Consider the following 25,484-nt stretch of genomic DNA (forward strand, 5'->3'; position numbering starts at 1 on the left):
GTACACTTTGTCAATCTACAAAGTGTTTGGGTCGATAGTATAACATTATTGCACGATAAATTTATGTAATAACTTACTTTTCTCAGTACATAAATAAAAAAAAGCCACCCATTGGGTAGCTTTTTTTGTAACGATATAACTTAGAAGATAACTATCTAGCTATTATTTACTGAACAACCATATCTTTAGTTTGTTCAACAGTCATAGTTTTGTCACCAGTAATGATGGCATAAACACGACGGTTCATAGCGCGACCTTCTTCAGTGTCGTTTGGTGCGATTGGTTGGTCATAACCATAACCAACTGTTGATAGACGGTTTGGAGCAATACCAAATTCGTTAGTCAACATAGATTTCACAGCAACAGCACGGGCTTCAGACAGACGTTGGTTATAACGTGCTGAAGGACCAGTTTTAGAAGCATGACCTTCTACGCGTGCAGTTGAGTTAGGATACTCACGCATCTTCTCTGCTACTTTAGCGATTTCAGGCTTGTACTGGTTTTTGATAGCTGATTTATCGTTATCAAAGAATACACGAAGTTCCATTTTCAGTTCGTCAGTAATATCTACTGGTACTGGGCAACCACGCTCATCAACAACAACATTCATTGGAGTGCCTGGGCATGCATCGATGCTATCAGGTACGCCATCGCCGTCAGAATCAAGATCAGATTCAACAACAACGATTGGTGCAGTATCAACCATAGGCTCTTCCATTGGAGGAACAGCTACTGTAGGTGCTAAATGGCCACCAAGTACAACTTCTAGACCGGCTAGAGCCATGCCTTCCCACCAGTTGTTGTCGAAGTTATGAATCGCACGAGCTTCACCACGTAGGCTTAACGCGTCGTTGATGCGATACATAGCACCTAGACCTAGGTTACCGATAGTGTCTTTTGAGCTTGATACTTCAGTACCAGCGTCAACCGTGTCGCCATTAGAAGCAATGTAACGCTCTTGGTTTTCTACTTCGATTTTAGACTGACCGGCACCAACTAATACATAAGGCTTAAGTGCGCCATCAGTATAACCAGTAAATTCTTCAGTACCGATTAAGAAGTTACCAGAGATCATGGTTTGTTCAACGTCAAAACGGTTGATACCAGCATCTGCAGAATCTTCAGACGCTTCGCCATTCGTGTTTGACACACCATACTCTACTTGGAACTGAGTAGAAGGAGTTAATTCGATACCTAGTGCAGCACCAGTATATAGACCACTTTCTTTAGCGATGCCGCCGTTGCTGTTACCACGTGAGCCGTCACCGATTTGATTGCCATTGGCATCTTCATAAAGGTTTTTACCAGTACGTAGGATTTCACGCTGTTTGTCAGCTGTATCACTGAATTCGTCATCAACCATGTGATAACCAAGTAACAATGGGCTAATAGTAACGCCAGCGTTAGCTGCTAGAGGCGCAGCTGCTACGGCAACCAGAGCTAGAGCGATTTTATTCAATTTCATGGACTTCCTCCAAAGGATAATTTTAGTGATGCGTTAAGCAAAACCACTTCTCAAGATGCTCCAGAATAGACATCTTTTACGAATTTTAAATGACAAAGCAAAACTAATTTAGAAGTAGCTTAGCGATTATCGATTCAGTTTACAACTTTTTTCGTTAACGAGCTACACATTATTACACGATAATGTCGTAACTAAAACACAATAGCCAGCTTAAGTTACTGAGAACAAACACACCTTACGTTTTTTGCCTTTTGTGTATGAGTTCGCAATAGACTTTCAACCGAAGTGTCTCTTTTGGTTAAGGGTATTTTAATACAACTGGTACTTTTTCTCTATTGTTAAAACTACCTATTCACTAATTGAAACATTTTTTGACAGTAGACATATATTCTGTTTATATTGTAATAACAAACATTAATCTAATTTTTTATCTTTGGCTAAAGTGATGAGTACATAGAGTGATTAATATCCCAGGAACCTAAATATTCTTAACAAAAATATTTATGAGGCTTAATCACAGGTATTGGTCACATTCATTCTGACAAAGTGTCAAATACATTATTTGTTACAAGTAATAATCCTATGGCTATAGTATATAAAATGTCGTCAAATTACCAACAACTATCTGCATTTAGTTTACTTAAATTGGTTTTGGGTAGAAATAAGCTTATGAGTTCCACCGTCATGATGCAAGCGCCAAAGATTTGCTCTATAAGCACTGAACAGACTATCTTAAACGAGAAATCCACACTCAATAAGCGCGTTTTTAAATACTCATATCAAAATGGCTTTACATTAATAGAGCTTATGGTGACCGTAGCAGTATTAGCAATTATCATGATGATTGCCGCACCCGCTATCTTGACACAATTGGCACGCATGGAAGCTCAGCGTATCAGGTACGGAATAACAGACACGCTAAAATTAGCGAAAGCGGAAAGTGTCATTCGTCGCCAAAACTTATTAGTGTGTTTGTCGGATGGCAATGGTTTATGTCATAAGAACAGCAATAAAACCTTGTTGCTCTTTGTAGATAACAACGATAATCAGCATTTTGATAAAGGGACAGACGAGTTGTTAGAAACACAAAACCTGAATCCCAAATATGGCACCTTGCATCTACGTGCAGGAAAACGTCGTTACGTCAGATTCTATGGTAATAGCGGTAAACCACGCGGGCATTTCGGTCATTTTAAGTACTGTGCAAACTCAACATACAGCCAAGCTATGTATCAAATATCATTCAGTCAAGGCGCCAATATTACTTTTAAGCCTAATGACAGCCATCCGACTGGGTGTGGTGACTGACATGCTTTGAGGTTAAAGCTTTTAAATTTTTTCATGCTTTAGCTATAACTGATAGCGCTGTTGCTGCTGCCAAAGCAAGCGACTTTGTAGCGGCTGATAATCTAGGAGGTGGTCAATCAGTTGTCGATACAAACGCGACCAAGCATTAAGTGTGACATCGCTTATTCCTTGCTCCACCATCATCACTATCTCACTGCCCTCAAAAACTGCTCGCCCCATATCAGCACTTTCTAAAAAATCACCTTGCACAACCGGCACCAAACCGGCATCGGGTAAGAATCGATAAATACTCTGAGGCTCGATACTATCTTGAACATTATCCTGCGTTAGTGTCAAGGCAAAACCCAATTCGTTAAATAGATACTGCTCAAACTGCCGCAAACACAAGCGCAGCTCATTAGCCGTTAATGGCTGTTTTAACCTATCTAAACTGTCTTGGTAATGTTGCCATAGTTTTGGCATCGGATCTTCAGTGGGCAATAAGCGCCATAGTATTTCGTTTAGATATAAGGCAGCGTATTGATGTTGACCAGTGATGTTTTCGTAGGGAACGGCTTTTAACGTTTTCGCGGCATCGTCTTCTGGAAGCACGTCTGTCTGTACGACGTGCTGAGGTGCAATATTAATCTGACTGAATGTCTTTAAATCCCGCTTACCCGTGGCAAACAGTTGTAAAGGCATAAATAAAGGCGCGCCTTTTTTACCAATCCCATGTATGACACCATGCTGCTGAGAAAATAAATAGTATAAGGCACGTTTTTCTTGGTAAGGGCGCTGGTGTAACAAATAACCAATCAATGCTTCATTACGCATCTATCATTACCTCAGCGCTGATTATAAAAGGCTAATTTTAATCGCTATTAATAGCCCAAACTGGTCAATGCACGTTCGTCATCAGACCAACCACGTTTCACTTTCACCCACAGTGTCAGCATAATTTTTTTATCAAACAACTGCTCCATATCTTTACGAGCATCCATACCCACTTGCTTGATACGCTGACCTTTATCACCGATGACAATGGCTTTTTGACCACTACGCTCGACGTAGATAGTTGCATCGATGAAAGTACAAGCCTTACGTGGACGACCTGTTTTTGGATCGGTATGCGCAGGCTCATCTTTGAAACCGTCAATCTGTACCGTTAAGTCATATGGCACTTCGTCACCGGCGCTACGCATGATTTTTTCGCGGATAATTTCACTGGCTAAGAAACGCTCTGAGCGATCAGTGATTTGCTCGGTATCATAAATAGGGGCAGCAATAGGTAGATGTGAGGCGATTACTTCTTGCAGGCGATCTAGATTTTGGTTTTTTAAAGCAGATACTGGTACGATATCAGCAAAATCAAAGCTGTCATTAAAGGTTTCCATCAGCGGTAAAACGCTGCCTTTGTCTTTTAAGGTATCCGCTTTATTAATCACTAAAACTACAGTTAGATTAGTATCGCCAAGCTTTTGTAAAACTAACAAATCATCATCACGCCATTGATCTGAATCAACAACGAATAATACCAAATCAACATCTACTAATGCAGATACTGCGGCTTTATTCATACGCTCATTGATAGCACGTACTTCATTGCGATGAATACCTGGTGTGTCAACGAATACTGCCTGCATTTCATGATTTGACAAAATACCGTGGATACGATGACGGGTTGTTTGCGGCTTACGTGACGTAATAGATAATTTTTGACCCAATAAATGGTTCATCAAGGTCGACTTACCCACGTTTGGACGTCCAACGATTGCCACATAGCCAGCTTTAAAATCATCAGCCATACTCGCATTATTATTTGGCGAGAAAAACTCTTCGATGGCCAGATCGTTTTCTACATCGTTGCTTTCTGCTTCATTATTTTCTGAGTGCTCGGAATTTAAGTCAGCACTTTTTAATTCAGCATTTTCTAGTATTGGTTTTACGTCTGTTTTTTGGGTCATAGCGTTGGTATTATCTTCATTGTTTGATGGCAAGTCAGTATGATTGCTCATAGGTTTATCCTGTGGGGTTTATCATCAGCTCAACAGTTCTACTGCTATCTAAAATAAAGTAGTATCAAATAAGATAGCAGCACCATGCTTGGCTTGAGAATATTTGCGGTTTTAAAATAAGTATTATTTAAAAATAACCCTTACTTAAAAAATATTATAAATTCATTTTTTGGTTAGAACATGCTTGGGATATCTAGATTACGAGCGAGTTTTAGGCAAGCTTGGCAGTTTATGCAGCTGATTAATCATCAGCTCTGCTGCTTTTTGTTCAGCAATACGGCGACTTTCACCCGATTCAGTAATATCAGGGCAGTTACTAATATTTACCTGACAGCGCACCACAAAAATTTGATGCGGTGCATTGCCACGGGTTTCCATAAGCTCATAATGCGGCAAATCAAATTGCTTAGATTGTAGCCATTCTTGCAAGCGGCTCTTAGCGTCTTTTAGAGCTTTCTGGTCATTGACATTATCAATCAGGTCTCCATACCATGAGAGCACGCAATCACGAGTAATAGTCATATCCTGACTGTCTAAATAGATAGCACCAATCAGCGACTCTACGGCATCCGCTAATATAGAAGCACGATTACGACCACCACCTTTACGCTCCCCTATCCCTAATATTAAATGATTGGAAAGCTCTAAATTTTGAGCAATGATGACCAGCGATTCTTGGCGTACCAAAGTGGCACGCATACGCGTCAAACGCCCTTCGTTTTGACTGGGATAACGATGATATAGAGCCTCACCCACAATCATACCCAATAATGCATCGCCCAAAAACTCTAAGCGCTCGTAGTTTTTTTTGCTATCAAACGAGCGATGAGTCAGTGCCAGCTTGGGAAGTGTTAGATTATTAAACACATAACCCAGCTTGCGCGTTAATATGGCCAAGCGTTGGATGAATTCTGAGCTAACAATAAGCGTGTCGACAGACGTGTTATTTGTTTGGGGAGTAGGAACCGCCTGAGAGTGCTGCGAAGTTGGTTTCATGCGTGGCTTGTGGTTATCCCTTTTGTTTTACTGAGGTAATTGGTTAATAATGACTGGTTAATAACGATTAATTAATAAAAAATATGGTCGTAAATGATGTTTGACGAATAAATAAGAAATGAGCTATATACTCATTCAGGCTACTCTGCCATGGTTGCGTCAATATCACCTTCGAAGCGATTGACAATATCGACATTACCGAAAAGGTTATTGGTTTGTTCGTATTTCTTATAGATAGCCAACTGACCCGTCTTTTTATTAGTGAAAGTAAACACGTCTTCTGCATTGGTATCATAATCAGCATTGATAGATAACTGCCGATTCACACGCTCGACAAATTGCTTAGCCGTCTCACCTTTGTCATTGGCTTCTTTAAGCTCCATTCCTAAGAGCTTAGTCAGCTGATAATCACCGATCTGTGCTGGTACAATAGCAATCATCAACTTGACGGCAATACCGAGAACAATGATAAATAATACAATGCTAGTCACGCTAGCGCCGCGCTGGGTAGACAAACCAGATAACTGCTGCACCATAACACCTCTCAACGAGTAAATTGCTATATTTTCATTAGATACCTCAATAACACTAAGTATCCATTTATTAAATCATTAGACAGTCACAATGATTGGATATTTAACATTATCGGATCATCATAATAGTAGCACGAAACTATTGTCCATAAATAAACACGCTGTTGTTCCATGACTCTAATCAATAGAGCCATTACGCGAAAAGGTGGGTACGTTGAGACCGGGTGGCTTATGCATCCAAATATAAACGGCCTTGCCTGCTAGGTTTTCATCAGGGACAAAGCCCCAAAAGCGACCGTCAGCACTGCGATCACGGTTATCACCCATCACAAAGTAATTACCCTCAGGAACCGTAATACGCCACTCATTCCCTTCTGAGCTAACCACTTCTGGTGACTGCTGCTGCAAAAACGGCCCATACTGCGAACTATTCATACCATTCAAGTAGCGAACGAGATGCTCATGCTCACCTTGTGTTTCTTGAAAATACTGCGCCTCACCTTCTTCTTGTTGACCCATTGCTGCAGCGTTTTCTTCCGTAAGTACTTGCCCTGGTGCAATTTGTCCTGGAGGATACAGCTGTGCAGTGAGCTCAGCATTGGCATCAAAATCGATTGATTTGGTTGCTACCGGTACGTCATTGATAGCAAGCGTGCCTTGATCATAGCTGACCGTATCACCCGGTAAGCCAATGACGCGCTTGATATAATAAATACTTGGGTTTTCTGGATAGCGAAATACGGCCACATCGCCATGTTCAGGCGCACCTGTATCCAATACTTTATTATAAGTCAGTGGTAAACGCACGCCGTAGGCATACTTGTTGACCGCAATAAAGTCGCCTGTATATAACGTCGGCACCATAGAAGATGACGGGATATTAAAAGGCTCAATCAAAAATGAGCGTACTATCAATACAACTGCCAAGACAGGGAAAAAATCATAGGCCCAGCGTACCAATAAGCTTTCTTGACCGCGACCACGTGTTTTGCGCTGTTTAAACGCTAGCTTATCTAATAGCCAAATAATACCCAAGCCAATAGTTAATGGTACTAAAATCAAATTAAAATCGAAATCCATACTAAATTGCCTATTAACGAGCTGCTTATCTGACTATTTTAATTTATAAGACTAGCGATGATTATACGTATATCAATATCTTAATCGACTTGCAATACTGCTAAAAAGGCTTCTTGTGGAATTTCCACATTACCCACTTGCTTCATGCGCTTTTTACCTGCTTTTTGTTTGGACAGCAGTTTCTTTTTACGAGAAACATCACCACCATAGCACTTGGCCAATACATCTTTACGCATGGCTTTGACGGTGCTACGCCCAATGATTTGACTGCCAATAGCAGCTTGAATCGCTACATCAAACATTTGGCGTGGTATCAATTCTTTCATTTTAGTAACAAGCGCATTACCACGGTAACGAGACTGGGTTTCGTGCACAATCATGGCTAGGGCGTCGACTTTGTCGCCGTTAATCAACACATCTATTTTAACCAGTTTGTCGACTTGGTAACGTTCAAAATTATAATCAAGCGAGGCAAATCCACGTGACACAGACTTTAGGCGATCAAAGAAATCCATCACCACCTCGCCCATCGGAATATCAAATATCAGCTGAACTTGACGTCCCATAAAGCGCATATCAACTTGGACGCCGCGACGCTCAATACATAGCGTCATAACGTTACCCAAATAATCTTGCGGTACTAAAATCTGACAGCGGGCGATCGGCTCACGAAACTCTTCAATGTTATTAGGTTCAGGCAGTCTTGACGGGTTATCGACATAAATAATACTGCCATCTTTTTTTACAATCTCATAAATAACCGACGGTGCCGTGGTGATGAGATCCAAGTCATACTCACGCTCTAGGCGCTCTTGGATAATCTCCATGTGCAGCATACCCAAAAAGCCACAACGGAAACCAAAACCAAGCGCATCTGAGGTATCTGGCTCAAAAAACAACGAGGCATCGTTAATTTGCAATTTTTGCAACGCTTCACGAAATTTTTCGAAGTCAGTAGATTCGACAGGGAACATACCAGCATAGACTTGCGGTGTTACCTGCTTAAATCCAGGAATACGATCAACGTCAGGCGTTTTGGCATGGGTAATCGTATCACCAACGGGCGCACCAGCAATATCTTTAATACCAGCAATAATAAAGCCAACTTCACCGGCTTCCAAAACACCCGTATCTAGAGGTTTCGGTGTGAAAACACCAATAGAGCCGACCAAGTGCGCCTCTTTGGTGGACTTGATATAGAGCTTGTCACCTTTACGTATGGTTCCTTGACGCACACGTACTAAAGAGACCACACCCAAATAATTGTCAAACCATGAGTCAATAATCAACGCTTGTAGCGGGGCTTCACGGTCGCCGGTGGGTGCGGGAATAAAAGCAACCAAAGCCTCTAGTAATTTATCCACACCAAGACCGGATTTCGCTGATACACGTGGGGCATCGACAGCATCGATACCAATGATGTCTTCAATCTCTTGAATAACGCGCTCAGGCTCAACTTGTGGTAGGTCAATTTTGTTTAAAACTGCCATCACCTCTAAGCCTTGATCGACTGCGGTATAACAGTTAGCGACCGATTGTGCTTCCACGCCTTGCGCCGCATCTACGACCAATAGCGCCCCTTCACAGGCAGCCAATGAACGCGAGACTTCGTAAGAGAAATCAACGTGGCCTGGCGTATCAATAAAGTTGAGCTGATAGCGCTCGCCATTTGGGTGGTCATAAAACAAAGTCACTGACTGCGCTTTGATGGTGATACCGCGCTCACGCTCAATATCCATTGAGTCGAGTACTTGCGCCTGCATTTCACGGTCTTGCAAGGCACCGCACATTTGAATGAAACGATCGGCAAGGGTCGATTTGCCATGATCAATGTGGGCAATGATAGAAAAGTTACGAATATTGGCTAATGCAGTCACAAAGCGCCTACTAAATTAAGGGTGATAGAATAATGATCGGTTCGCAAAAAGGGCAATAACATCCATTGCTGCGACGTACCGATATATGCAGGTATTCTAGCAGTTTTCCACTGTAAAGTAAGGCGATTTTATTAGTAGGAATTGGAATGGCTGCTGACACTAACGACTGAATAGCGTTAATGGTTAAATAAGCGCTTAATTTAGCGTTTTATAAAGCAACGTTAAACGCTAAATTAATCAAAGAACATTGATAGCCAACTCCTGCTTGATGAGCTATTTAGCCGTATCAGAGATTGCACTGGTGTCTCTATCTGTTTGCTTTAGATATTTGTACATCCATGGCGATCGACCATAAAAAGCCCCATTGATTTGTGTCTGCTCGATCAGATATTCACGGAATCTTAAATAGAACTCATTGTCTGGGTCTTTAGGATGCTGCCAAAAATCATCAAGCGGCTTTGGGTCGGTCAGTTTTGGGGTGTCGTAAATCGCCCTGCCCATCACCTTAGTCGGTTTTTTGTGGTATACCGACTGCAACCCTGTTGTACTGTTAATCGTCACCATGCCGATACTATGCTTCATCAAGGTTGGTAGATGCATATCGCAGCCATAAAAGACGCGGTGACTGACCTGATAGCGCGTGGCTAAACTGGAGACCAATTCACGATAGTCTCGATGACCACGATCTAAGGGATGGTGTTTAAATACCAATAGCTGTGTTTGATTCGCATGACCTGCAAAGCTTGCAATGGCTTCATCAATAAACTGTACTATGTCATGATAATCACTATGATGGGTAATCTGCGAGTCATTATGGACTTGTAAGCTGATCAAGAAATAATTATCACTTTCTTGTTTGGTCAGCCTCTTTTGTAGTTGTTTATCAGGTAAATACCCTCGCAATTTACGCCATGGCGCTTTGAGCCACGCGATTGCCTCTTGCCATGCCGTCATGCCACGGTAATGTGAATAATGCGGATAGCGGCTTTTGTATAGCCAAGCGATAATATAATAAACAATAGCGGCAATACTTAGCCGATAAAAGCGATTGTGCGTATAGATTGGATGGTCATTGGCCTTTTTGAGCGCTTTAATATCTTCAGTATTTAAGCGTGAATAGCCATTAATACCATACTCTTGCAAGGTAATATAATCAGGTCGTAAATAGCCTTCTTCGAACACAAAAAATGAGGTGCCTAATTTTTCACTGATACAGGACGCTTGCGTATGATGTGGGCGACAGTCACCAAAACATACAATCGCATCAATATTATGCTCAGCAATAAAAACCTGCAACCAAGATGAAAAGTGCGCCAAAGTACCCGTATATTCATGCGTATTGGGATGGCTATAAAAAAAAGCATCGCCTGCATTAAAGTTTATTTTACTCACTTGAATATTTTGAGTTTGCAAAAATGTAGAAAAACGGTCAAAAAATCCGCCCATCTTTCCCTGTAACAGCAAAACGTGTCGATGAGTAAGCAAATGAGACATCGAAGCTGCCATAGTATTGAATTACCATTAATTGAAGGATAAAAGATCAAAGCAAGCGTGGTCGTTAGACCGTGTGAATAGACATTAATTATCAATGATTATACCGAAAAAGCCCATACTTGTCGCAGTGGTTTTACATCACGTGTTTAGAGCAAATTAACGAAGCACTCTACGTAGACGCTGCTGCCATTGATGACGCTGCTGCATAAAACGGGTGGCAGCTTGGCGCTTCAACTGACTGGGTACGGCTGAAAGTTTCTTAGAAATAGAGATTGTTTTGACCGAATTATTATTTATTTCAATTTGAGTTTCGGCAAAAGCATTATTTTTTGGCGGGTACAAGTAGTCAATGACTTGCTCGACTTGCGCCAGCCCATAACCATTAGGAAGTCGATATAAAGGATAGTCTATCAACGTGCAATGCAGCAGTTGTTCAAGTGTCAATGCTGTGTCTCGTTTGCGCCTGCTTAGATACTCAGCTTTTAATGGTAGCTGTGCATCAATATCAGTCGTTAGTCCCCAGCCTGCATAAAACGGTAAACCGTAGCAAGTCACTTTTAAACCACGCAACAAGGCTTCAAATCCCGTCAATGAACTCATGGTATGCACTTCATCGACACCCTCTAAACAGTCCGGCATCGCTGTATCATAAGCGACCGCTTGAATTTGTTTTAGATGCGCCTCTCCTACCTTACCTACGCGCAATCCCGCCTCAACATCTGGATGAGGTTTATAAATCAGATAAGCATCTGGATTGTCTCGCTGTACACGCTCAATCAAGCCGCTATTGGTCTTTATTTCTGAACCACAATATTGCACCGATAAATCATCTTCGACTTGTCCAACGATAAGAATGCGGTGTTTTCCAGATACCTTTGCATTATGTACCCAAGAAGTATGCTGGCTATCAGCACTGCCGATATCAGTCCCGACATTGTATTTACTCACCCGCTGATTAAGCAACTTATCTTGAAGTTGTTTTATACGCCTACTTTGCTGTGGGCTCATCGCCTGACAATGACGTAATAACGTTTCCAAATCTGACGGCTGCGTCGCGTCATAGTAGATACCTTGCTTGTCTATAACCACTGACAATGGCGCCAGCAAGGTCGCACCCAAACCGTTTGAGCGAATAAACCCATCTTCCATACAGTAAATAGACGGCATCTGTGAATGCTGCTGCTTGGAAATTTTGGTCTGTAGTTTTTTTTGTACCTGTTGACGCTTCGCTAAACCCCATACCAATAGCGGTTGCTGATAATTGACGCGTAAGTGATCAGGGTGCAGCAAATTCTTGAGGCGTGGTTTGGGTTTTATAAACAGAGTGGTACGGGGCAGATGAACGAAAGCCTTCACAAACGGCAGCTTCCAGCGGCTAAACTCATATACCGTCAAATTACCTTCAAGACATCCTTGCCAATAGCGATTAGTCACTAGCCATTCTATCGCTGTATCAATGTCACAGGCTTGCTTGGTGGCTGGATCTACATAGCGACTGTAATCGATATAGGCGCTATAAAATAACGTTTCTAGCGTCGCAGATGTTTTTTTAGCAAATGATGTAGGAAATAATGCAGGAGTTGAATTCCCCTTAGCCTCTCGTAGTTTGGTGGCAAGTTTTTGACGACGTTTCTCAACCGCTTTAAGCAGATTTTTGGGTGCACCGCTATCATCGGTCAGTCCCCAGCCACTATACCAATTAACACCAAAGCAATGCACTGTTTTACCGAGTATCAATGCTTCAAAGCCCATATGCGAGCTAACGGTATAAACATCGCTAACTTGCGTTAATAATTCGATAGGGTTGAGCGTTTGGGTTAATAGTCGGACGTTTTTTGGTAACTTTAAATTGGTCAAATATCCTGATTTTGAGGCAGGGTGAGCCTTGATCCAAATATGAGCATTCGGATGACTACGGCATGCAGATTTTAACATCTTCTTAAACTGACGTTTGTTCGCACCAGCACCTTTAATAGACGCGTCGCCAACCACTTGGTCAATCAATAAAACATGCGATGTTAAAGCGCTTTCTTTTGGATTTGTATTTGCTTCATCAGCCAACCTGTCCAATGATGGACAATCGATAACTGAGTTGTACTTGCTAAGCTTTTCGTCGCATATACGTACCATCAATTGTCGAGCGCGTTCTTCATCTATACTTTTATTATTGGTCGTAATAGCCTTTTTAATACGCTCAATAATCAGTTGCTCAAGGCGTGAGTGCTGCGTTAAATCAAAGTAAATACCAATATCATCAGTGACGACGCTCAGCCCATAGCGGCTACTAAGCCCTGAATCTAACGACCGTAAAAAACCATCCTCGATACTTAATGTAGGAATATCTTGGCGTTTGGCAGCATGCTTTGCTCGTTGATAGCTTTTCTTATGACCCCAGCCGATAAAGGCATCAGGGGTTTCAACACCTATATTAAGGCGTTGTTGCAAGCTTGACCAAGGATACCAACGCTGAATGTCTGCTCGTAGGACGCTCGATAATAAAAGGTTATTACGGCGCATACCTTTACCGACTACCGCCAGACGTTTTGGTACTTTGGGTTTTAATACCTCAGGTTTCAATACTTCAGGCTTCGGTAATGGCGGAAATAGTGCATCATTAAAGGTAGACATTGCTTGCATCTTATCCTTATCTTTTACACTTTTTGCCATTATCGATACCTTTGTTAGTCATTATTAGTCATTAATGTCTCAATCTACATAGCCATTATGAGCTGTTATAGATCTAATACAACCTTAGCCGCAATTGCCAATTGATAGATAATTTGCGATAAGCCACGAGCAATTTCCACACGCTTGGTTTTGACTTTCGGGAGCACCATAATCTCATCACCCTGCTGAATACGGTAGGCAGTGTTGACCACTTCGCTGGCGCCATTTTGATGAATAATCAAAATTTCTTTAACGTCGGCATTATCAGAGAAACCACCAGAATTGGCAACATAATCACCAACGGTATAATCAGGATTAAAGGTAAGTGCGCCTTGTGCTCGTACTTGACCATTAACTGTAATGACTGATGTTTGCGCTGGTATCTCAATAATATCGCCTTGTTGCAGAATAATATCCTGCCACGAGTTTGGCACAACAACAATCTGACCATCAGTCTGTACATTACGAGCCTTGGCGACGAACTGCTTAACCAGTGCAGCATCATCTTGGCGCAGTGCCGCTTCTTCACGAGTCGTTGACTGAGTGGCTAGTGTTAACTCTTCCAAACGATCAAGCGATTCATTAATCATGCGTTTTTGTTGTTCGGCAACAGATTGACGATATATGGTGAGATGCGTCAGTTTCGCCAGTGGACTTGGCTGCAACTGAGGGACGATATCTTTTAGGCGAGCACCGTATGGTACAACCATTGCACCATTACCTGTATGCGCACCTTTCACCTGTACAGCAATTGTGCCTGCATAGCGATCTGAGGTCACTACCATTTGATCGCCATTATAGACAGGGACATTCTGCGCTTCTGCCAGCGAATAATACTCTGCCGTTTGCGCTCGTCCTGCACTGCGAGTGATACTAACGTTGGTAGCATTCGCTGCTGGACTGGCCACTTGCAATACGTCACCAATGGTCAAATCATTCACATCAAATTCAAAGGTGTATTCATTCTGAACTTGCCCACCCACTACAAACGTTTTTTTCTGCGGCGCAACCGTAATCACATCACCGTCACGAAACGCAAATGATTGCAGTTTACCCGCCAGTAAAAAATCATATAGATTGACTTGCTGTAGCATCTGACCATTGCGCTTGATTTGGATATCAATATAACTACCACGTGTTGGGTCGACACCACCTGCACGATCTAAATAAGACAATACCGAATCTGCGGCAAGTCCACCGTAGTAACCAGGTTGTTTGACAAAGCCAGTCACGAAAACTTTGACTGGTTGTGCTTGCTCTAAAGATGCATAAACACCAACGTTCGAGCGGTAAATGCGACTGACCGCGCTTTTGACCACGTTTTGTAGACTGCCATTTTGCACACCAGAAATACGGACTGGACCCACATTCGGTAAAAAGATATTGCCTTGTGGATCAACGGTTGTCGTTGCTGCATATTGATACGCACCCCACATCCGCACCTGTACATTATCGCCAGGGTTGATCACATAGCTGTCGTTAAAGGTAGAACCAGAAGTCGTCGAGAACGCACCACGAAATAACTGTTCGCCAAACATCAAGTCTTGGGTATTGATGTCTTGATAAGGTCGTGTGGTGTTAATAACCGACTGACTCGGTAAGCTTGCTGCAGCGACTGCCTCTTGAGTCGTTGCTTGACCTGGCACACCGCCAGCAAAAGCTTGCGTTGAGACATTGATATTGCTGCGGTTTTGGTCTTGACTCATGCTATTGCTACTAGTGCCAAAGCTAGATCCTGATATTTGATCCGCATAACTGGTCGCTGCTAGTGCTGAGATGCTGGTCGCAGCCATCGTCAAGCTCATTACCTTAATCATCGTCACGATAGGACGTGGTTTCATGTTCATGCGTTGTATTCCTTTGCAGATCTGTCGATCATTACTGGTATCTGGTTTGTCAAAACTGCCTTGATCAAATCTAGCTACGATGGTCACGAACCACTGCCATCACTAAACGTACGAAGCCATAAAGCATCAAAAGCAATGCAAGCGATGTCCAAATAATATAAATGTGACGTGGATATGATGACTCTTCAGCTTCATAAGGGGTTGAAATCACAATCAAGTTTTTCATCTTTTTAAAGGCTTCTAAACGTGCCTTTTCAAGCGATGATAGTGACAACTTGTATAGTTCAGTGGCAAACTCAATGTCGGCTTTAATCGTCTCAAACTGTACCGCTTGACGGTTCAATTTGGTGGTGTTTGGTGACGTCAATTTGGTTTGCTCTTGATTGATTTGTTCTTCAACCGCTTTTATCTGACTTCTTAACGACACGACTTGCGGCGCATCTGGGTTCAAATAGCTGAGCAGTTGTCGCTCTTCTGTGCGCAATGAGCTAAGCTGCGCTTGTAAGCTACCAATCAGCTGATTGACAATTTGCGCATTGGCTTGCGGATCATAAATCTCATTTTCGTTTTGATAGTTAAGCAGCTGCTCTTTGGCATCATTCAAGCGATCTTGTGACTCATCGAGTTGCGTCTCTGCAAATACTAGCTGATCACGAGCAACTTCTTGTGAGATACGGTTTACAAACTGCTCAGACTCACTCAAAATCGCTTTATTAAGCTCAAAAGCATAAGCCGAATCAAAGGCTTCTGTCGATACTGAAAGCACATAGCTTTGTTCGTCAAGATTGATATGGACGCGGCTTTTGAAATATTCGAGTAAATCTTCTTGCGAGGCATCAGGGTCAATTTCATTGAGAGGATCCGAGCCATCGACATAATAAGCTTCTCGGAACTTGAACTTGTTATCGAGGCGCTTCACCATGTCATTAGACAAGATATATTCAGTCAGATAGGTTGCATCTTCTTTACTGGTGCTATTCACACCCAATAAGGCCGATAAACCGCCACCAGAGGGCACACTAGACTCGCTTACTTGTTTTACGACCACGTCAGCGGTCGAGATGAAGCGCGGATGGGCAAGTGTCATGACATAAGATATCACTAGCACCCAAGGAATGATCACTAAGCCGATAAATAACGAGATGTTAACTATCTTACTTTTTTGCTTTGTGGATATGCTTTTCATAAACCTCAATCGCTTCTGTTGTGTCATCAAAGACGTGTGCTGTCTGATCCATTAAAACAATGCCAATATCGCAATTACGCTTAATATCACCAATATTGTGTGACACTATTAAAAACCCTGCTTGTGCACGTCGGGCAGCCAAAATCTCTTCACTACGCTTACGAAAAGCCGCATCACCGACGGCCCCTGCCTCATCGAGCATATAGTAATCAAAATCAAACGCCAAGCTTAAGCCAAACGTCAAGCGCGCTTTCATCCCTGATGAGTAGCTCTTAACTGGCATATCAAAATAATTACCAATGTCTGCAAACTCTTCAACAAAACGAATTTTTTCATCGATATAAGGTCCACTTGAATAAAGACGACAAACAAAACGCACATTTTGACGTCCCGTTAAGCTGCCTTGAAAGCCACCTGCTACGCCAACTGGCCAAGAAATCGTCGAGTCGGTAATAATCTCCCCGTGATCGGGCTTATCTAGTCCACAGATAATGCGCAGTAACGTTGATTTGCCCGCACCATTACGCCCTAGTAAACCCACACTTTGTTTATCACCAATAGTCAGATTTAAATCTTTAAATAAATAATGCCGACCCTGTTTGGTCATAAATGACTTAGAAACATTTTTAATTTCAATCATTTACTTACCTTTTTATATAACCTATATAACGACATCTAACGAGAACGAATCATGTCACGCTCAGCATACTTGTAAAGCAATAACCCTATAAAATTCACCACAAACATCCATTTTAAAAAATACCAAATATCAATATGAGATGAAGGATAACTAGGTGAGAAAGCATGTCTCATTAGTTCTATATTGTGAATAAAAGGATTATAGAGTAAATAGCTAAAATAAGGTTCAGGAATGATATGAATGGGATACAGAATGCCTGAAGTGAAGTAAATTATAGTAAAGATAACTGAGATCATTTTGCTGACTTCTCCACCGTAAAAACCAATAACCATTGTGATAAGCGCAACTCCAAAGCTAAATACAAACATACTAAGCCAACAGAAAATAATAATATGCAAGTTTAACAAGCTTGGATAAATATCAAAAAATATTAGGCTGAAGATTAGTATAATGGAAGTAGAAAAGTATATTACCAACTCAAGGAATGAGCGAGCAATGATGACATCAATATGCTTTATCGAACGGTACATTAATAAACCTTGATTTGCACTCGCGGCACCAAGGGATCTTATCGAAATTCGCTGAAACATTCGAAACGGTACCATTCCTACGACTAGAAACAAAGAAAAATCCATTCCTGTCACTAGACGTTCACGGAAAGCGCCAAATAGCACTAAAAGTATAACGACTTGAGTCATTACTTCTATTGGTGCCCACAGGTAACCCAAACGGTAGCCACCAAAGCGCGTTTGTAGCTCACGCATGAGCAATGCATGAAATGCTGCACCCATGACTTTGAGGCCACTGCGATGCTTGATCGGACGATAAGGAGGTAATTGTACAGACATGGCGTTACAGGACTTTACCGAAAACAGCCCCTATGATAAGTAAGCGCGACATAAGTTACAACAATTAATCTGTGTCTAAACAGATAAACCTATGATTTAGCAAGAAAACAGTAAGTAAATATAATTGCGCATTCTATTTTCGTTCCTGCAAAATATTGTTTTCACTGATTTATTTTAGGCAAAAAAAAACCAATCACAAAGGATTGGCTTTTTTAATGTTACTAGTCTTGCTATAAATGGTGGCGATGAAGAGACTTGAACTCTTGACCTCACGATTATGAGTCATGCGCTCTAACCAGCTGAGCTACATCGCCATTTTAGGCTCGGTATTATGCCCAAGTTGACTAACCTCGTCAACCCCCAAAAGGCATTTTTTCGAAAAAACATGGCATTTTCTGCAAATAAATACTCGCCAACATACAGTAAGCATTTTATAAATACAATTTCAGCCATTAAAAAGGTTTGGTAAACCGATAAGCCGGGTTCTGTCGTGGACAATCATTCCTCTAGGCGTACAATCGCTCGTACGCTCAAGCAACCTACCCGCATCGAACGCGGGCCGCGCCATGCCGATGCCTATTTGGTCTTGCTACGCGTGGAGTTTACCATGCCGTGAACTGTTGCCAGCCACGCGGTGCGCTCTTACCGCACCCTTTCACCCTTACCGATGACATGAATATCTTGCGATACCCATATAAGCCAAAGGCGGTCTACTCTCTGCTGCACTGGTCGTCAAGTTACCCTGCCCAGCCGTTAGCTGGCACGCTGCCCTATGTAGCCCGGACTTTCCTCCCCTGCTCATCTGTTGCCAGTGTGCAGCGGCGATTGCCTAGTCTACCAAGCGAGCTAGTATAGCAAATCTAATCGCCGTCTAGGAATATCTTTTACGCTTATTTGCATTCACAAGAATACTATTCATAAACCACTTAAATAAAGTTCTTTGGCAAAGACAATGTCTGATGCTTAACCGCTGTTTTAGTATCAGACGTTGCCTGGTTTTCTAGGTGAGGTAAATGTAGCCAGTGTGTCGTTGGATAATATTGCTGTAGATGGTTCTGTAAAAACTCAATCGTGCTATCAGCTATCTCGACGTCAGTATTATCGGTATCATCATGGATATGATTATAGACAACAGTATGAACCTGTAAGCCGCGCTGGGTGATAGCTTCGAGACTAAGCAAGGTATGATTAATGCTACCCAAGCGACCTGATGTGACCAAAATAATCGGATAGCCTTGAGTAGCAATGTAGTCTAAGACGAATAGCTGCTCAGTAATGGGCACTAGCAGTCCGCCTGCGCCTTCTAATAACACTACTTCATAATCAGCTTGCAAGCTTTTTGTAGCGCTCGTAATAACCTCAGGATCGAGTGTTTGTTTGGATAGTCTACTCGCAAGATGCGGTGAAGCAGGCTTTTGATAACGATAAGGACAAGTAGTAAAATCCAAATCACACGGCTGTAGCGGTATGTCCATCAACGCGCGGTGCGTGATAATATCGTCAGCAATACCCATTTCACCGGTCATTGGATTAACACTAACGCCCGTTTGGACTAACTTTTGAGTGATAACGCTTGTGCCTTGCCCCATTAAGGCTTTTGCAAGCATACCTGTGGCATAGGTTTTGCCAATATCGGTATCGATACCAGAGATGAATAGCACGCTCATAGCGGAACTCTATCGGTCGTAGAAATTTGACCCAAGTAAGAAGTGACGACGGTTAGTAATGACTGGCTTAACGTTACCAGCTCATCATCAGTGATGATGTAAGGCGGCATAATATAAACCAACTTACCAAAGGGTCTGACCCAAATGCCATTATTAATGAGTAACGATTGAAAAACAGGCATATTAACGGCTTCATGCAGCTCGATGACTGCTACCGCACCCAAACAACGTACTTCGGCAACACCGTCCAATATAGCAGCTGGAGCAAGCTGCTGTTCCATAATCATTTGCATATTTGCCACGCGATTAGGAATATCGTAAGACATTATCAAGTCAATTGACGCACACGCTACAGCACATGCCAGTGGATTACCCATAAAAGTAGGCCCATGCATCAGAGCTGGATAATCGCTTTGGCTAATGGTATCAGCAATATGGCGCGTACATAAAGTCGCGGCAAAGGTCATATAGCCGCCAGTCAAGGCTTTACCAATCGTCATGATATCAGGGCTGATACCCGCATACTCACAAGCAAATAACTTGCCACTACGCCCAAAACCAGTGGCAATTTCATCAGCAATCAGCAGCACCTCATGCTCATCACATAGCTGACGTAACAGTTGCAGATATTCAGGACTATAGAAACGCATGCCACCAGCGCCTTGGATAATCGGCTCGATAATAAAGCCTGCCAGCTTATCGCTATACTCATCAAAAAACGTTGTCAGTGCGGTGCGTTCTTCTTCCATTAAAACACGCTCAAACCCTAATGGTGGGGCAGGAACGAAGTGCTGCATCGGTAATTGTTTGCCATATAAGCTGTGCATGCCATTAATAGGGTCGCAAACACTCATCGCATGCCACGTGTCACCATAATAACCAGAATGTGTTGAGGCAAACTGGCATTTCTGTGGACGCTTGGCGGCAATCTGATATTGCAATGCCATCTTAAGTGCAACTTCTACCGCAATACTGCCGCTGTCCGCATAAAAAATAGCCTCTAAACCAGTAGGCACAATATCGAGCAGCTTTTTGCCTAAATCTATCGCTGGCTGGTGCGTCAAACCACCAAACATGACATGCGCCATTTTGCCTAACTGCTCAATCATCGCCGCATTTAGCTTGGGATGATTATAGCCATGTGCACTCGCCCACCACGACGACATACCATCGATAAGGCGCGTACCATCTTGGGTAATGATATAAATGCCCTCAGCACGATCAATAACGATATTGGGATAAGTCGGTGGTAGGCTGGCATACGGGTGCCAAAGGTGCTGCTGGTCAAAGTCGCTCGTTATCTGGCTTGCATTTATCGTCATTACATTGTCCCTAAAGCGCTTTAAATCCAGATGTTATCAATAGTATATGAGTCACTTATTGACCAGTAATGCGTTTGTATTTAGACATCAAGTCACTCTCAGTTTCGACATGATTAGGATCATGAGGAATACAGTCAACCGGACAAATAACCACGCATTGCGGCTCATCGAAATGACCGACGCATTCCGTGCATAAATCAGGATCGATGACATAGATATCATCGCCTTCTGAGATGGCTTCGTTTGGGCAGGCAGGCTCGCACACATCACAATTGATGCATTCATCAGTAATTAATAGCGCCATAAACTGCTCCTTATTGTTTATTATTAGCCTATATGCTGTAGCTATGAGCTTATTAAAGGGCTAGCTGTCTTTAATAGCCAGTTTTTTTGTAAAAGCCTGTGCCACACATGGAGGGACGAATTTATTGACATCGCCGCCAAGTCTGGCAATTTCGCGAATCATCGTCGACGAGATAAATGAATAGTTCTGAGAAGGGGTCAAAAACACCGCTTCAAAGTTTTCATCGAGCTCGCGATTCATATTAGCGAGCTGAAACTCATATTCAAAATCCGACATCGCCCGTAGACCACGCAATACCGCAGTGGCGTTTTTTTCACGCATAAAATCTACTAGTAAGCCTTCGAAACCAATGACCGAAACTTGGGGTAAATCTTCAAACACGGTCTCTACTAAAGTGACGCGTTCTTCAAAATTAAATAACGGTTTTTTATGATGTCCTGATGCAACGGCGATGACGACCTCATCAAACAGCTTGGTTGCGCGCTTGACCAAGTCCACATGACCATTGGTAATCGGGTCAAAGGTGCCAGGATATAAAATTTTGGTGTGCAGCTTTGAGGAATTAGAAGTAATAGAGTGGCTCATAACATGGCTAATATAGTCGGTAATATTACGCCATATGCTAGCAAATTTTGTCCGAACTTAATACTTATCTGCTACATTTGTCCTAACAGCTGACTTACATTTTTGTGAGGTGCTTTGCTACAATAGGCGGTTCGACTCATCCGTCTTATTATTCGAATGTAAGATAATCCAATTAAACGGGTTAGGATGAGGAATTAGTAGGACTGGTCAGATAAGAACACGATACTTTTAAGTGATTCTTATGGAGAAATTATGTCAAAAAAATCAAAAAAACCGGAAAATCAAATTTGTGCGAACAAAAAAGCTCGACACGAGTATTTCATTGAAGAAACGTTTGAGGCAGGATTGTCGTTACAAGGTTGGGAAGTAAAAGCCATTCGCGCGGGCAAAATGACCATTACCGAAGCTTATATCATCTTCCGTAATAACGAGGCTTTCATATTTGGTGCGCATATTCAGCCGCTACTATCCAGCTCGACGCATGTCAGTCCTGATAGTATCCGTACCCGTAAACTGCTGCTCAATCGCCGCGAAATCGAAAAATTGATGGGTGCAGTCAACCAAAAAGGCTATGCCTGCGTGCCATTATCCTGCTATTGGAAAAACTCGCTGGTAAAATGTCAAATTGGCTTGGCACTGGGTAAAAAGCAGCACGACAAACGCAAAACGCTTAAAGATCGTGATTGGGAACGTGATAAACAACGTGGCTTTAAACAGCATTTAGATTAATGAGCGAATGAAAGCATTCACTTTAATCTAACGTAAAAAGGACGGTTCAGTAAATTGAGCCGTCCTTTTTTATCGCTTATTCATATTGTCAATCGTAGCTCCTACGCAACTTGTTTTTCGACCGAAGATGATAGGTTTTTACGAGCGCGGCGCAGTTGGCGAATGCCATGAGTAACCAAACAAGCAATACCCAGCCAAATCAAGCCATAGCTATAAATCATTGCTGATTCAAATGGATTACCCAAGACGGTGATTGCCAATATGAATAATAATGCAGGCTCCAAATAACTCATCATACCGTAAACATTCACCGGCAGCAGTTGGCTGGCATCCACGTTGGTTTTCATGGCTAACACACTCATGACACCCAGACCTACCAGCATCATGATAAAAAAGCCAGAGCCGCTAACGAGTATTAAACTACTAGGTGCTATCAAAAACAAATAAGCCAAAGCAAATGGTGCGAATATCGTCAAATCGACCAATAATCCAGTCACAGCACCGATTCCTTGCAGACGACGCAAGATATAATAAATAGGATACGTACCGCAGACCCAAAGCGTTGCCCAAGAGATACTTTGCGTACGGATAATTTCACTGCCGACCCCTAATGCCGCAAAGCCAACAGCTAGCCATTGTAGACGGCTTAACTTTTCGCCAAAAAAGACACAGCCAAATATAACCATCATTAATGGGAATAAGAAATAACCCATCGCGGTTTGTACACCTTGCCCATTCACGGGTGCCCACATAAATAACCAAAACTGGCTTAAGAATATCGGCGTTGGTAATAACAACCACACCCATTGCTTCACAGTACCTAGCGCTTTTAACTTATCAACATGAACACCTAAGCGCCCACTAATCAGCAAATATCCTATCAGTGCCGCCCACATCGCGAGCATACGCCAGATAAAGACTTGCGTACCTGACAATGGCGCTAAGAAGCTGCTGTAAGCATAAAGTACGCCAAACAATACATTTGACAGCACTGCTAACGCTACGCCTAACATTAATGTGCGTTGCTGTGCGCTACCCGCTGTCCAAATAGTAGGCAATGGCAAGCGCGAAACAGTCGTTGCGAGCGTGTTTGCAAAGACAGTAGAAAGGATGGAAGTAGACATAAAAGCACCGTACATTTAAATAGATATTAGGAGAGCAGCTATTAACTTTGATTTGTCATGACTAAGCTTTTTTGAGCTCTAGGCTCTGATTGCTAAGCTTTGATTGCTGATCTTGATTAACAGCATCTATTTTACGAATTAACGATGAGATATTATTGCTATAACAACCCATTTATAAATAAATTTATCTTTTTGAGCACTCAAAACTGAATATTTTCTTATCTTTTAATTTATAGTGATAATAATGATAAAAACAGATAATGAAAGCATTTCATAGAAGGGAGAACATAATGAGCCAAATTTTAGATGATATTGATAAAGCGATTTTAAATTTGCTACAGGACGATGCGACCTTGCCATTAAAAACGGTGGCAGAACAAGTGCATGTGTCTATCGCTACTGCCCAGCGCCGTATCCAAGCATTAATCAGCAACGGCGTGATTACTAAGCAAGTCGCTATCGTTGACCCAAACAAGGTGGGTTACGGACTGACTGCGGTGGTGATGATAGAGATGGCGCGATCTAACACCTCGATGCAGCATCGATTTGAGCGCTTGATGAATACACAGCCACAGGTTATGAGCTGCTATGAAGTATCAGGTGACGCGGATTTTATGCTGATGGTCAATGCCAAAAATATGAGTGATTATCATCGATTCACGACTGGTTTACTCACTTATGAGAATAATGTGCGCAACTTTAAAAGCCAATTTGTGATGAATTTCACTAAAAGTGGTACAAAGATTTTATTGGATTAATTTGGCTATAAAAACTGCTTGGCTGGTTAATTAAAAGTAGCTATAGTCAGGTCAATATAAAAAAGAGTCAGCGTGACGGATATAATTTTTTTGTCGCCTCTGTCTGCGTAGGCACAGCAAGCAAGAAAAATTTGTACCAGTCACGGATCATAATGTCGTGTATCCATTTTATTTAGTAGCGACTATAAGTCACGCTCAAACAAGGTACGATACCAACGAAAGTTTGGCAATAAACAATAGATACCAAATCAATAGTCCATCGGTAGTAGACAAGGAAGCCTTAGCATGACTAAAAATACCCGTGCCATTAAAAAAGAAGAAAGTAATAATCCAGCATTAAAAGCATTAAGCTTTAAAACAGTGATAACAGGGGCGTCACTCGCAGCATTGCTCGCCAGCTCAGGCTGTGCCACCAGTTCATTGTTGGAAGACAACAAACATGTCAGCACCATAACGACTAAGAGTGTGTTGTCTGAAGATCAAATTGTGGCTTTTGGTCGTCCTGCACAGGCATTGCCAAAAACGCCAAATGCGACAATGGTAATCGTCGGTGAAAAGAACAGCTATGTGCTGACCCAAGGCGGGACGGAAATGGTCAATTTACTCACCAATCTAACGCCAAAGAACATTCAAGTCGATAACGACATGAGCTTTGCTGTACCAAATAATGATGGTTACTTTCAAGGAGAGATGAAGCTTTCTTACGCTAAATTAAAAGATGAATTTAAGCGCTCTGACTATCAGTTCTTTTTGCAAAACAATGGTCGCGAGTGCACTTCAGCAAGCGATCAACGTATCCAAGCTCAGCGCTTTTGCTTTAGCGTTCCTGTCAAAGGCGCTATCTATCCGCAGGTCAGTAATTTAAGCCTGATACAGTCGGACTATCGCGCCTTGACCAAACCTTATATGGTTAGCTTTCATACAAAGACACAGCAAGACCAAATCACTCGTAGTGGCGCAAATATGGCGCAAAAATTGGTCTTGTTACCCTTTGCCCTAGCTTTTGATGTTGTGACTTTCCCACTGCAATTGTTAGACAATTAACAAACTTGTCAGCCAA

The 25,484-nt window shown here is 42.2% G+C and carries 22 protein-coding genes, 1 tRNA gene and 1 other RNA gene; 4 read left to right on the plus strand and 20 right to left on the minus strand.

The genetic code is table 11. From position 1 onward, the window contains the following. Positions 1-166 precede the first annotated feature (166 nt). Entirely contained in the window at positions 167-1,465 is a 1,299-nt protein-coding gene (locus AAEY72_RS08510) for an OmpA family protein (RefSeq protein ID WP_194620831.1), read from the minus strand. A 669-nt stretch (positions 1,466-2,134) separates the two neighbouring features. On the opposite strand from AAEY72_RS08510, the gene AAEY72_RS08515 reads away from it, so the two are divergent. Beyond that, positions 2,135-2,773 carry a GspH/FimT family pseudopilin gene (locus tag AAEY72_RS08515; protein WP_352310203.1) on the plus strand — a complete coding sequence of 213 codons (639 nt, stop codon included), beginning with the start codon at positions 2,135-2,137 and terminating at the stop codon, positions 2,771-2,773. Between the two features lie 42 nt (positions 2,774-2,815). On the opposite strand, the gene recO is transcribed toward AAEY72_RS08515, so the two are convergent. The 18 genes from recO to coaD form a co-directional block, all read right to left on the minus strand. Further along, entirely contained in the window at positions 2,816-3,586 is a 771-nt protein-coding gene (gene recO / locus AAEY72_RS08520; RefSeq protein ID WP_352310204.1) for a DNA repair protein RecO, read from the minus strand. A gap of 47 nt (positions 3,587-3,633) precedes the next feature. Next, the gene (gene era, locus AAEY72_RS08525; RefSeq protein WP_352310205.1) at positions 3,634-4,767 is read right to left on the minus strand and encodes a GTPase Era; all 1,134 of its coding nucleotides are present in this window, start codon (positions 4,765-4,767) and stop codon (positions 3,634-3,636) included. A 198-nt stretch (positions 4,768-4,965) separates the two neighbouring features. After that, positions 4,966-5,763, minus strand: coding sequence for a ribonuclease III (gene rnc / locus AAEY72_RS08530; protein WP_010201782.1), 798 nt, complete (start codon positions 5,761-5,763; stop codon positions 4,966-4,968). Positions 5,764-5,903: 140 nt separating this feature from the next. Then, positions 5,904-6,299 (minus strand): DUF4845 domain-containing protein, encoded by a 396-nt coding sequence (locus AAEY72_RS08535; RefSeq protein WP_010201783.1) that lies wholly within the window; start codon positions 6,297-6,299, stop codon positions 5,904-5,906. A 174-nt stretch (positions 6,300-6,473) separates the two neighbouring features. Further along, the gene (lepB, locus tag AAEY72_RS08540) at positions 6,474-7,376 is read right to left on the minus strand and encodes a signal peptidase I (RefSeq protein WP_189582723.1); all 903 of its coding nucleotides are present in this window, start codon (positions 7,374-7,376) and stop codon (positions 6,474-6,476) included. An 80-nt stretch (positions 7,377-7,456) separates the two neighbouring features. After that, positions 7,457-9,253, minus strand: coding sequence for a translation elongation factor 4 (gene lepA / locus AAEY72_RS08545; RefSeq protein ID WP_189582726.1), 1,797 nt, complete (start codon positions 9,251-9,253; stop codon positions 7,457-7,459). 273 nt (positions 9,254-9,526) lie between these two features. After that, positions 9,527-10,759: a capsule polysaccharide biogenesis protein gene (locus AAEY72_RS08550; RefSeq protein ID WP_352310206.1), complete on the minus strand. Its 1,233-nt coding sequence runs from the start codon at positions 10,757-10,759 to the stop codon at positions 9,527-9,529. A gap of 144 nt (positions 10,760-10,903) precedes the next feature. Beyond that, complete coding sequence (locus AAEY72_RS08555) at positions 10,904-13,414, minus strand: capsule polysaccharide biogenesis protein (RefSeq protein WP_352310207.1); 2,511 nt, start codon at positions 13,412-13,414, stop codon at positions 10,904-10,906. A gap of 65 nt (positions 13,415-13,479) precedes the next feature. Beyond that, positions 13,480-15,261: a polysaccharide biosynthesis/export family protein gene (locus AAEY72_RS08560; RefSeq protein WP_201592707.1), complete on the minus strand. Its 1,782-nt coding sequence runs from the start codon at positions 15,259-15,261 to the stop codon at positions 13,480-13,482. Positions 15,262-15,331: 70 nt separating this feature from the next. Further along, on the minus strand, positions 15,332-16,447 hold the full coding sequence (locus tag AAEY72_RS08565) for a KpsE/RkpR family capsule polysaccharide export protein (protein WP_352310208.1): 1,116 nt from the start codon (positions 16,445-16,447) through the stop codon (positions 15,332-15,334). Then, on the minus strand, positions 16,416-17,087 hold the full coding sequence (locus AAEY72_RS08570) for an ABC transporter ATP-binding protein (RefSeq protein WP_352310209.1): 672 nt from the start codon (positions 17,085-17,087) through the stop codon (positions 16,416-16,418). Before AAEY72_RS08570 ends, AAEY72_RS08565 begins: the two co-directional genes overlap by 32 nt. A gap of 35 nt (positions 17,088-17,122) precedes the next feature. After that, entirely contained in the window at positions 17,123-17,935 is an 813-nt protein-coding gene (locus tag AAEY72_RS08575) for an ABC transporter permease (protein ID WP_352310210.1), read from the minus strand. Between the two features lie 237 nt (positions 17,936-18,172). Continuing rightward, a tRNA-Met gene (locus AAEY72_RS08580) sits at positions 18,173-18,249 on the minus strand. Between the two features lie 144 nt (positions 18,250-18,393). Then, an RNA gene (rnpB, locus tag AAEY72_RS08585) (RNase P RNA component class A) lies at positions 18,394-18,776 on the minus strand. Positions 18,777-18,861: 85 nt separating this feature from the next. Further along, complete coding sequence (gene bioD / locus AAEY72_RS08590; protein ID WP_352310211.1) at positions 18,862-19,602, minus strand: dethiobiotin synthase; 741 nt, start codon at positions 19,600-19,602, stop codon at positions 18,862-18,864. Next, positions 19,599-20,924, minus strand: coding sequence for an adenosylmethionine--8-amino-7-oxononanoate transaminase (bioA, locus tag AAEY72_RS08595; protein WP_352310212.1), 1,326 nt, complete (start codon positions 20,922-20,924; stop codon positions 19,599-19,601). Before bioA ends, bioD begins: the two co-directional genes overlap by 4 nt. Positions 20,925-20,979: 55 nt before the next feature. Then, positions 20,980-21,228, minus strand: coding sequence for a YfhL family 4Fe-4S dicluster ferredoxin (locus AAEY72_RS08600; protein ID WP_025651626.1), 249 nt, complete (start codon positions 21,226-21,228; stop codon positions 20,980-20,982). Positions 21,229-21,288: 60 nt separating this feature from the next. Continuing rightward, complete coding sequence (gene coaD / locus AAEY72_RS08605) at positions 21,289-21,813, minus strand: pantetheine-phosphate adenylyltransferase (protein WP_010201795.1); 525 nt, start codon at positions 21,811-21,813, stop codon at positions 21,289-21,291. Positions 21,814-22,065: 252 nt separating this feature from the next. Here coaD and smpB point away from each other — a divergent pair, with 252 nt between their 5' ends. Further along, positions 22,066-22,542 carry an SsrA-binding protein SmpB gene (gene smpB / locus AAEY72_RS08610; protein ID WP_010201796.1) on the plus strand — a complete coding sequence of 159 codons (477 nt, stop codon included), beginning with the start codon at positions 22,066-22,068 and terminating at the stop codon, positions 22,540-22,542. Positions 22,543-22,643: 101 nt separating this feature from the next. On the opposite strand, the gene rarD is transcribed toward smpB, so the two are convergent. Next, positions 22,644-23,666, minus strand: coding sequence for an EamA family transporter RarD (rarD, locus tag AAEY72_RS08615; RefSeq protein WP_352310213.1), 1,023 nt, complete (start codon positions 23,664-23,666; stop codon positions 22,644-22,646). Between the two features lie 290 nt (positions 23,667-23,956). Between rarD and AAEY72_RS08620 the strand changes: the two genes are divergently transcribed. Both AAEY72_RS08620 and AAEY72_RS08625 read left to right on the plus strand, forming a co-directional pair. Beyond that, the gene (locus tag AAEY72_RS08620; RefSeq protein WP_189582755.1) at positions 23,957-24,424 is read left to right on the plus strand and encodes an Lrp/AsnC family transcriptional regulator; all 468 of its coding nucleotides are present in this window, start codon (positions 23,957-23,959) and stop codon (positions 24,422-24,424) included. Between the two features lie 285 nt (positions 24,425-24,709). Beyond that, positions 24,710-25,468, plus strand: a complete 759-nt coding sequence (locus AAEY72_RS08625; RefSeq protein ID WP_352310214.1) for a YidX family protein — start codon at positions 24,710-24,712, stop codon at positions 25,466-25,468. The last annotated feature ends 16 nt before the right edge of the window (positions 25,469-25,484 follow it).

This window comes from Psychrobacter sp. W2-37-MNA-CIBAN-0211, from assembly GCF_040309405.1.
Lineage (GTDB): Bacteria > Pseudomonadota > Gammaproteobacteria > Pseudomonadales > Moraxellaceae > Psychrobacter > Psychrobacter glaciei.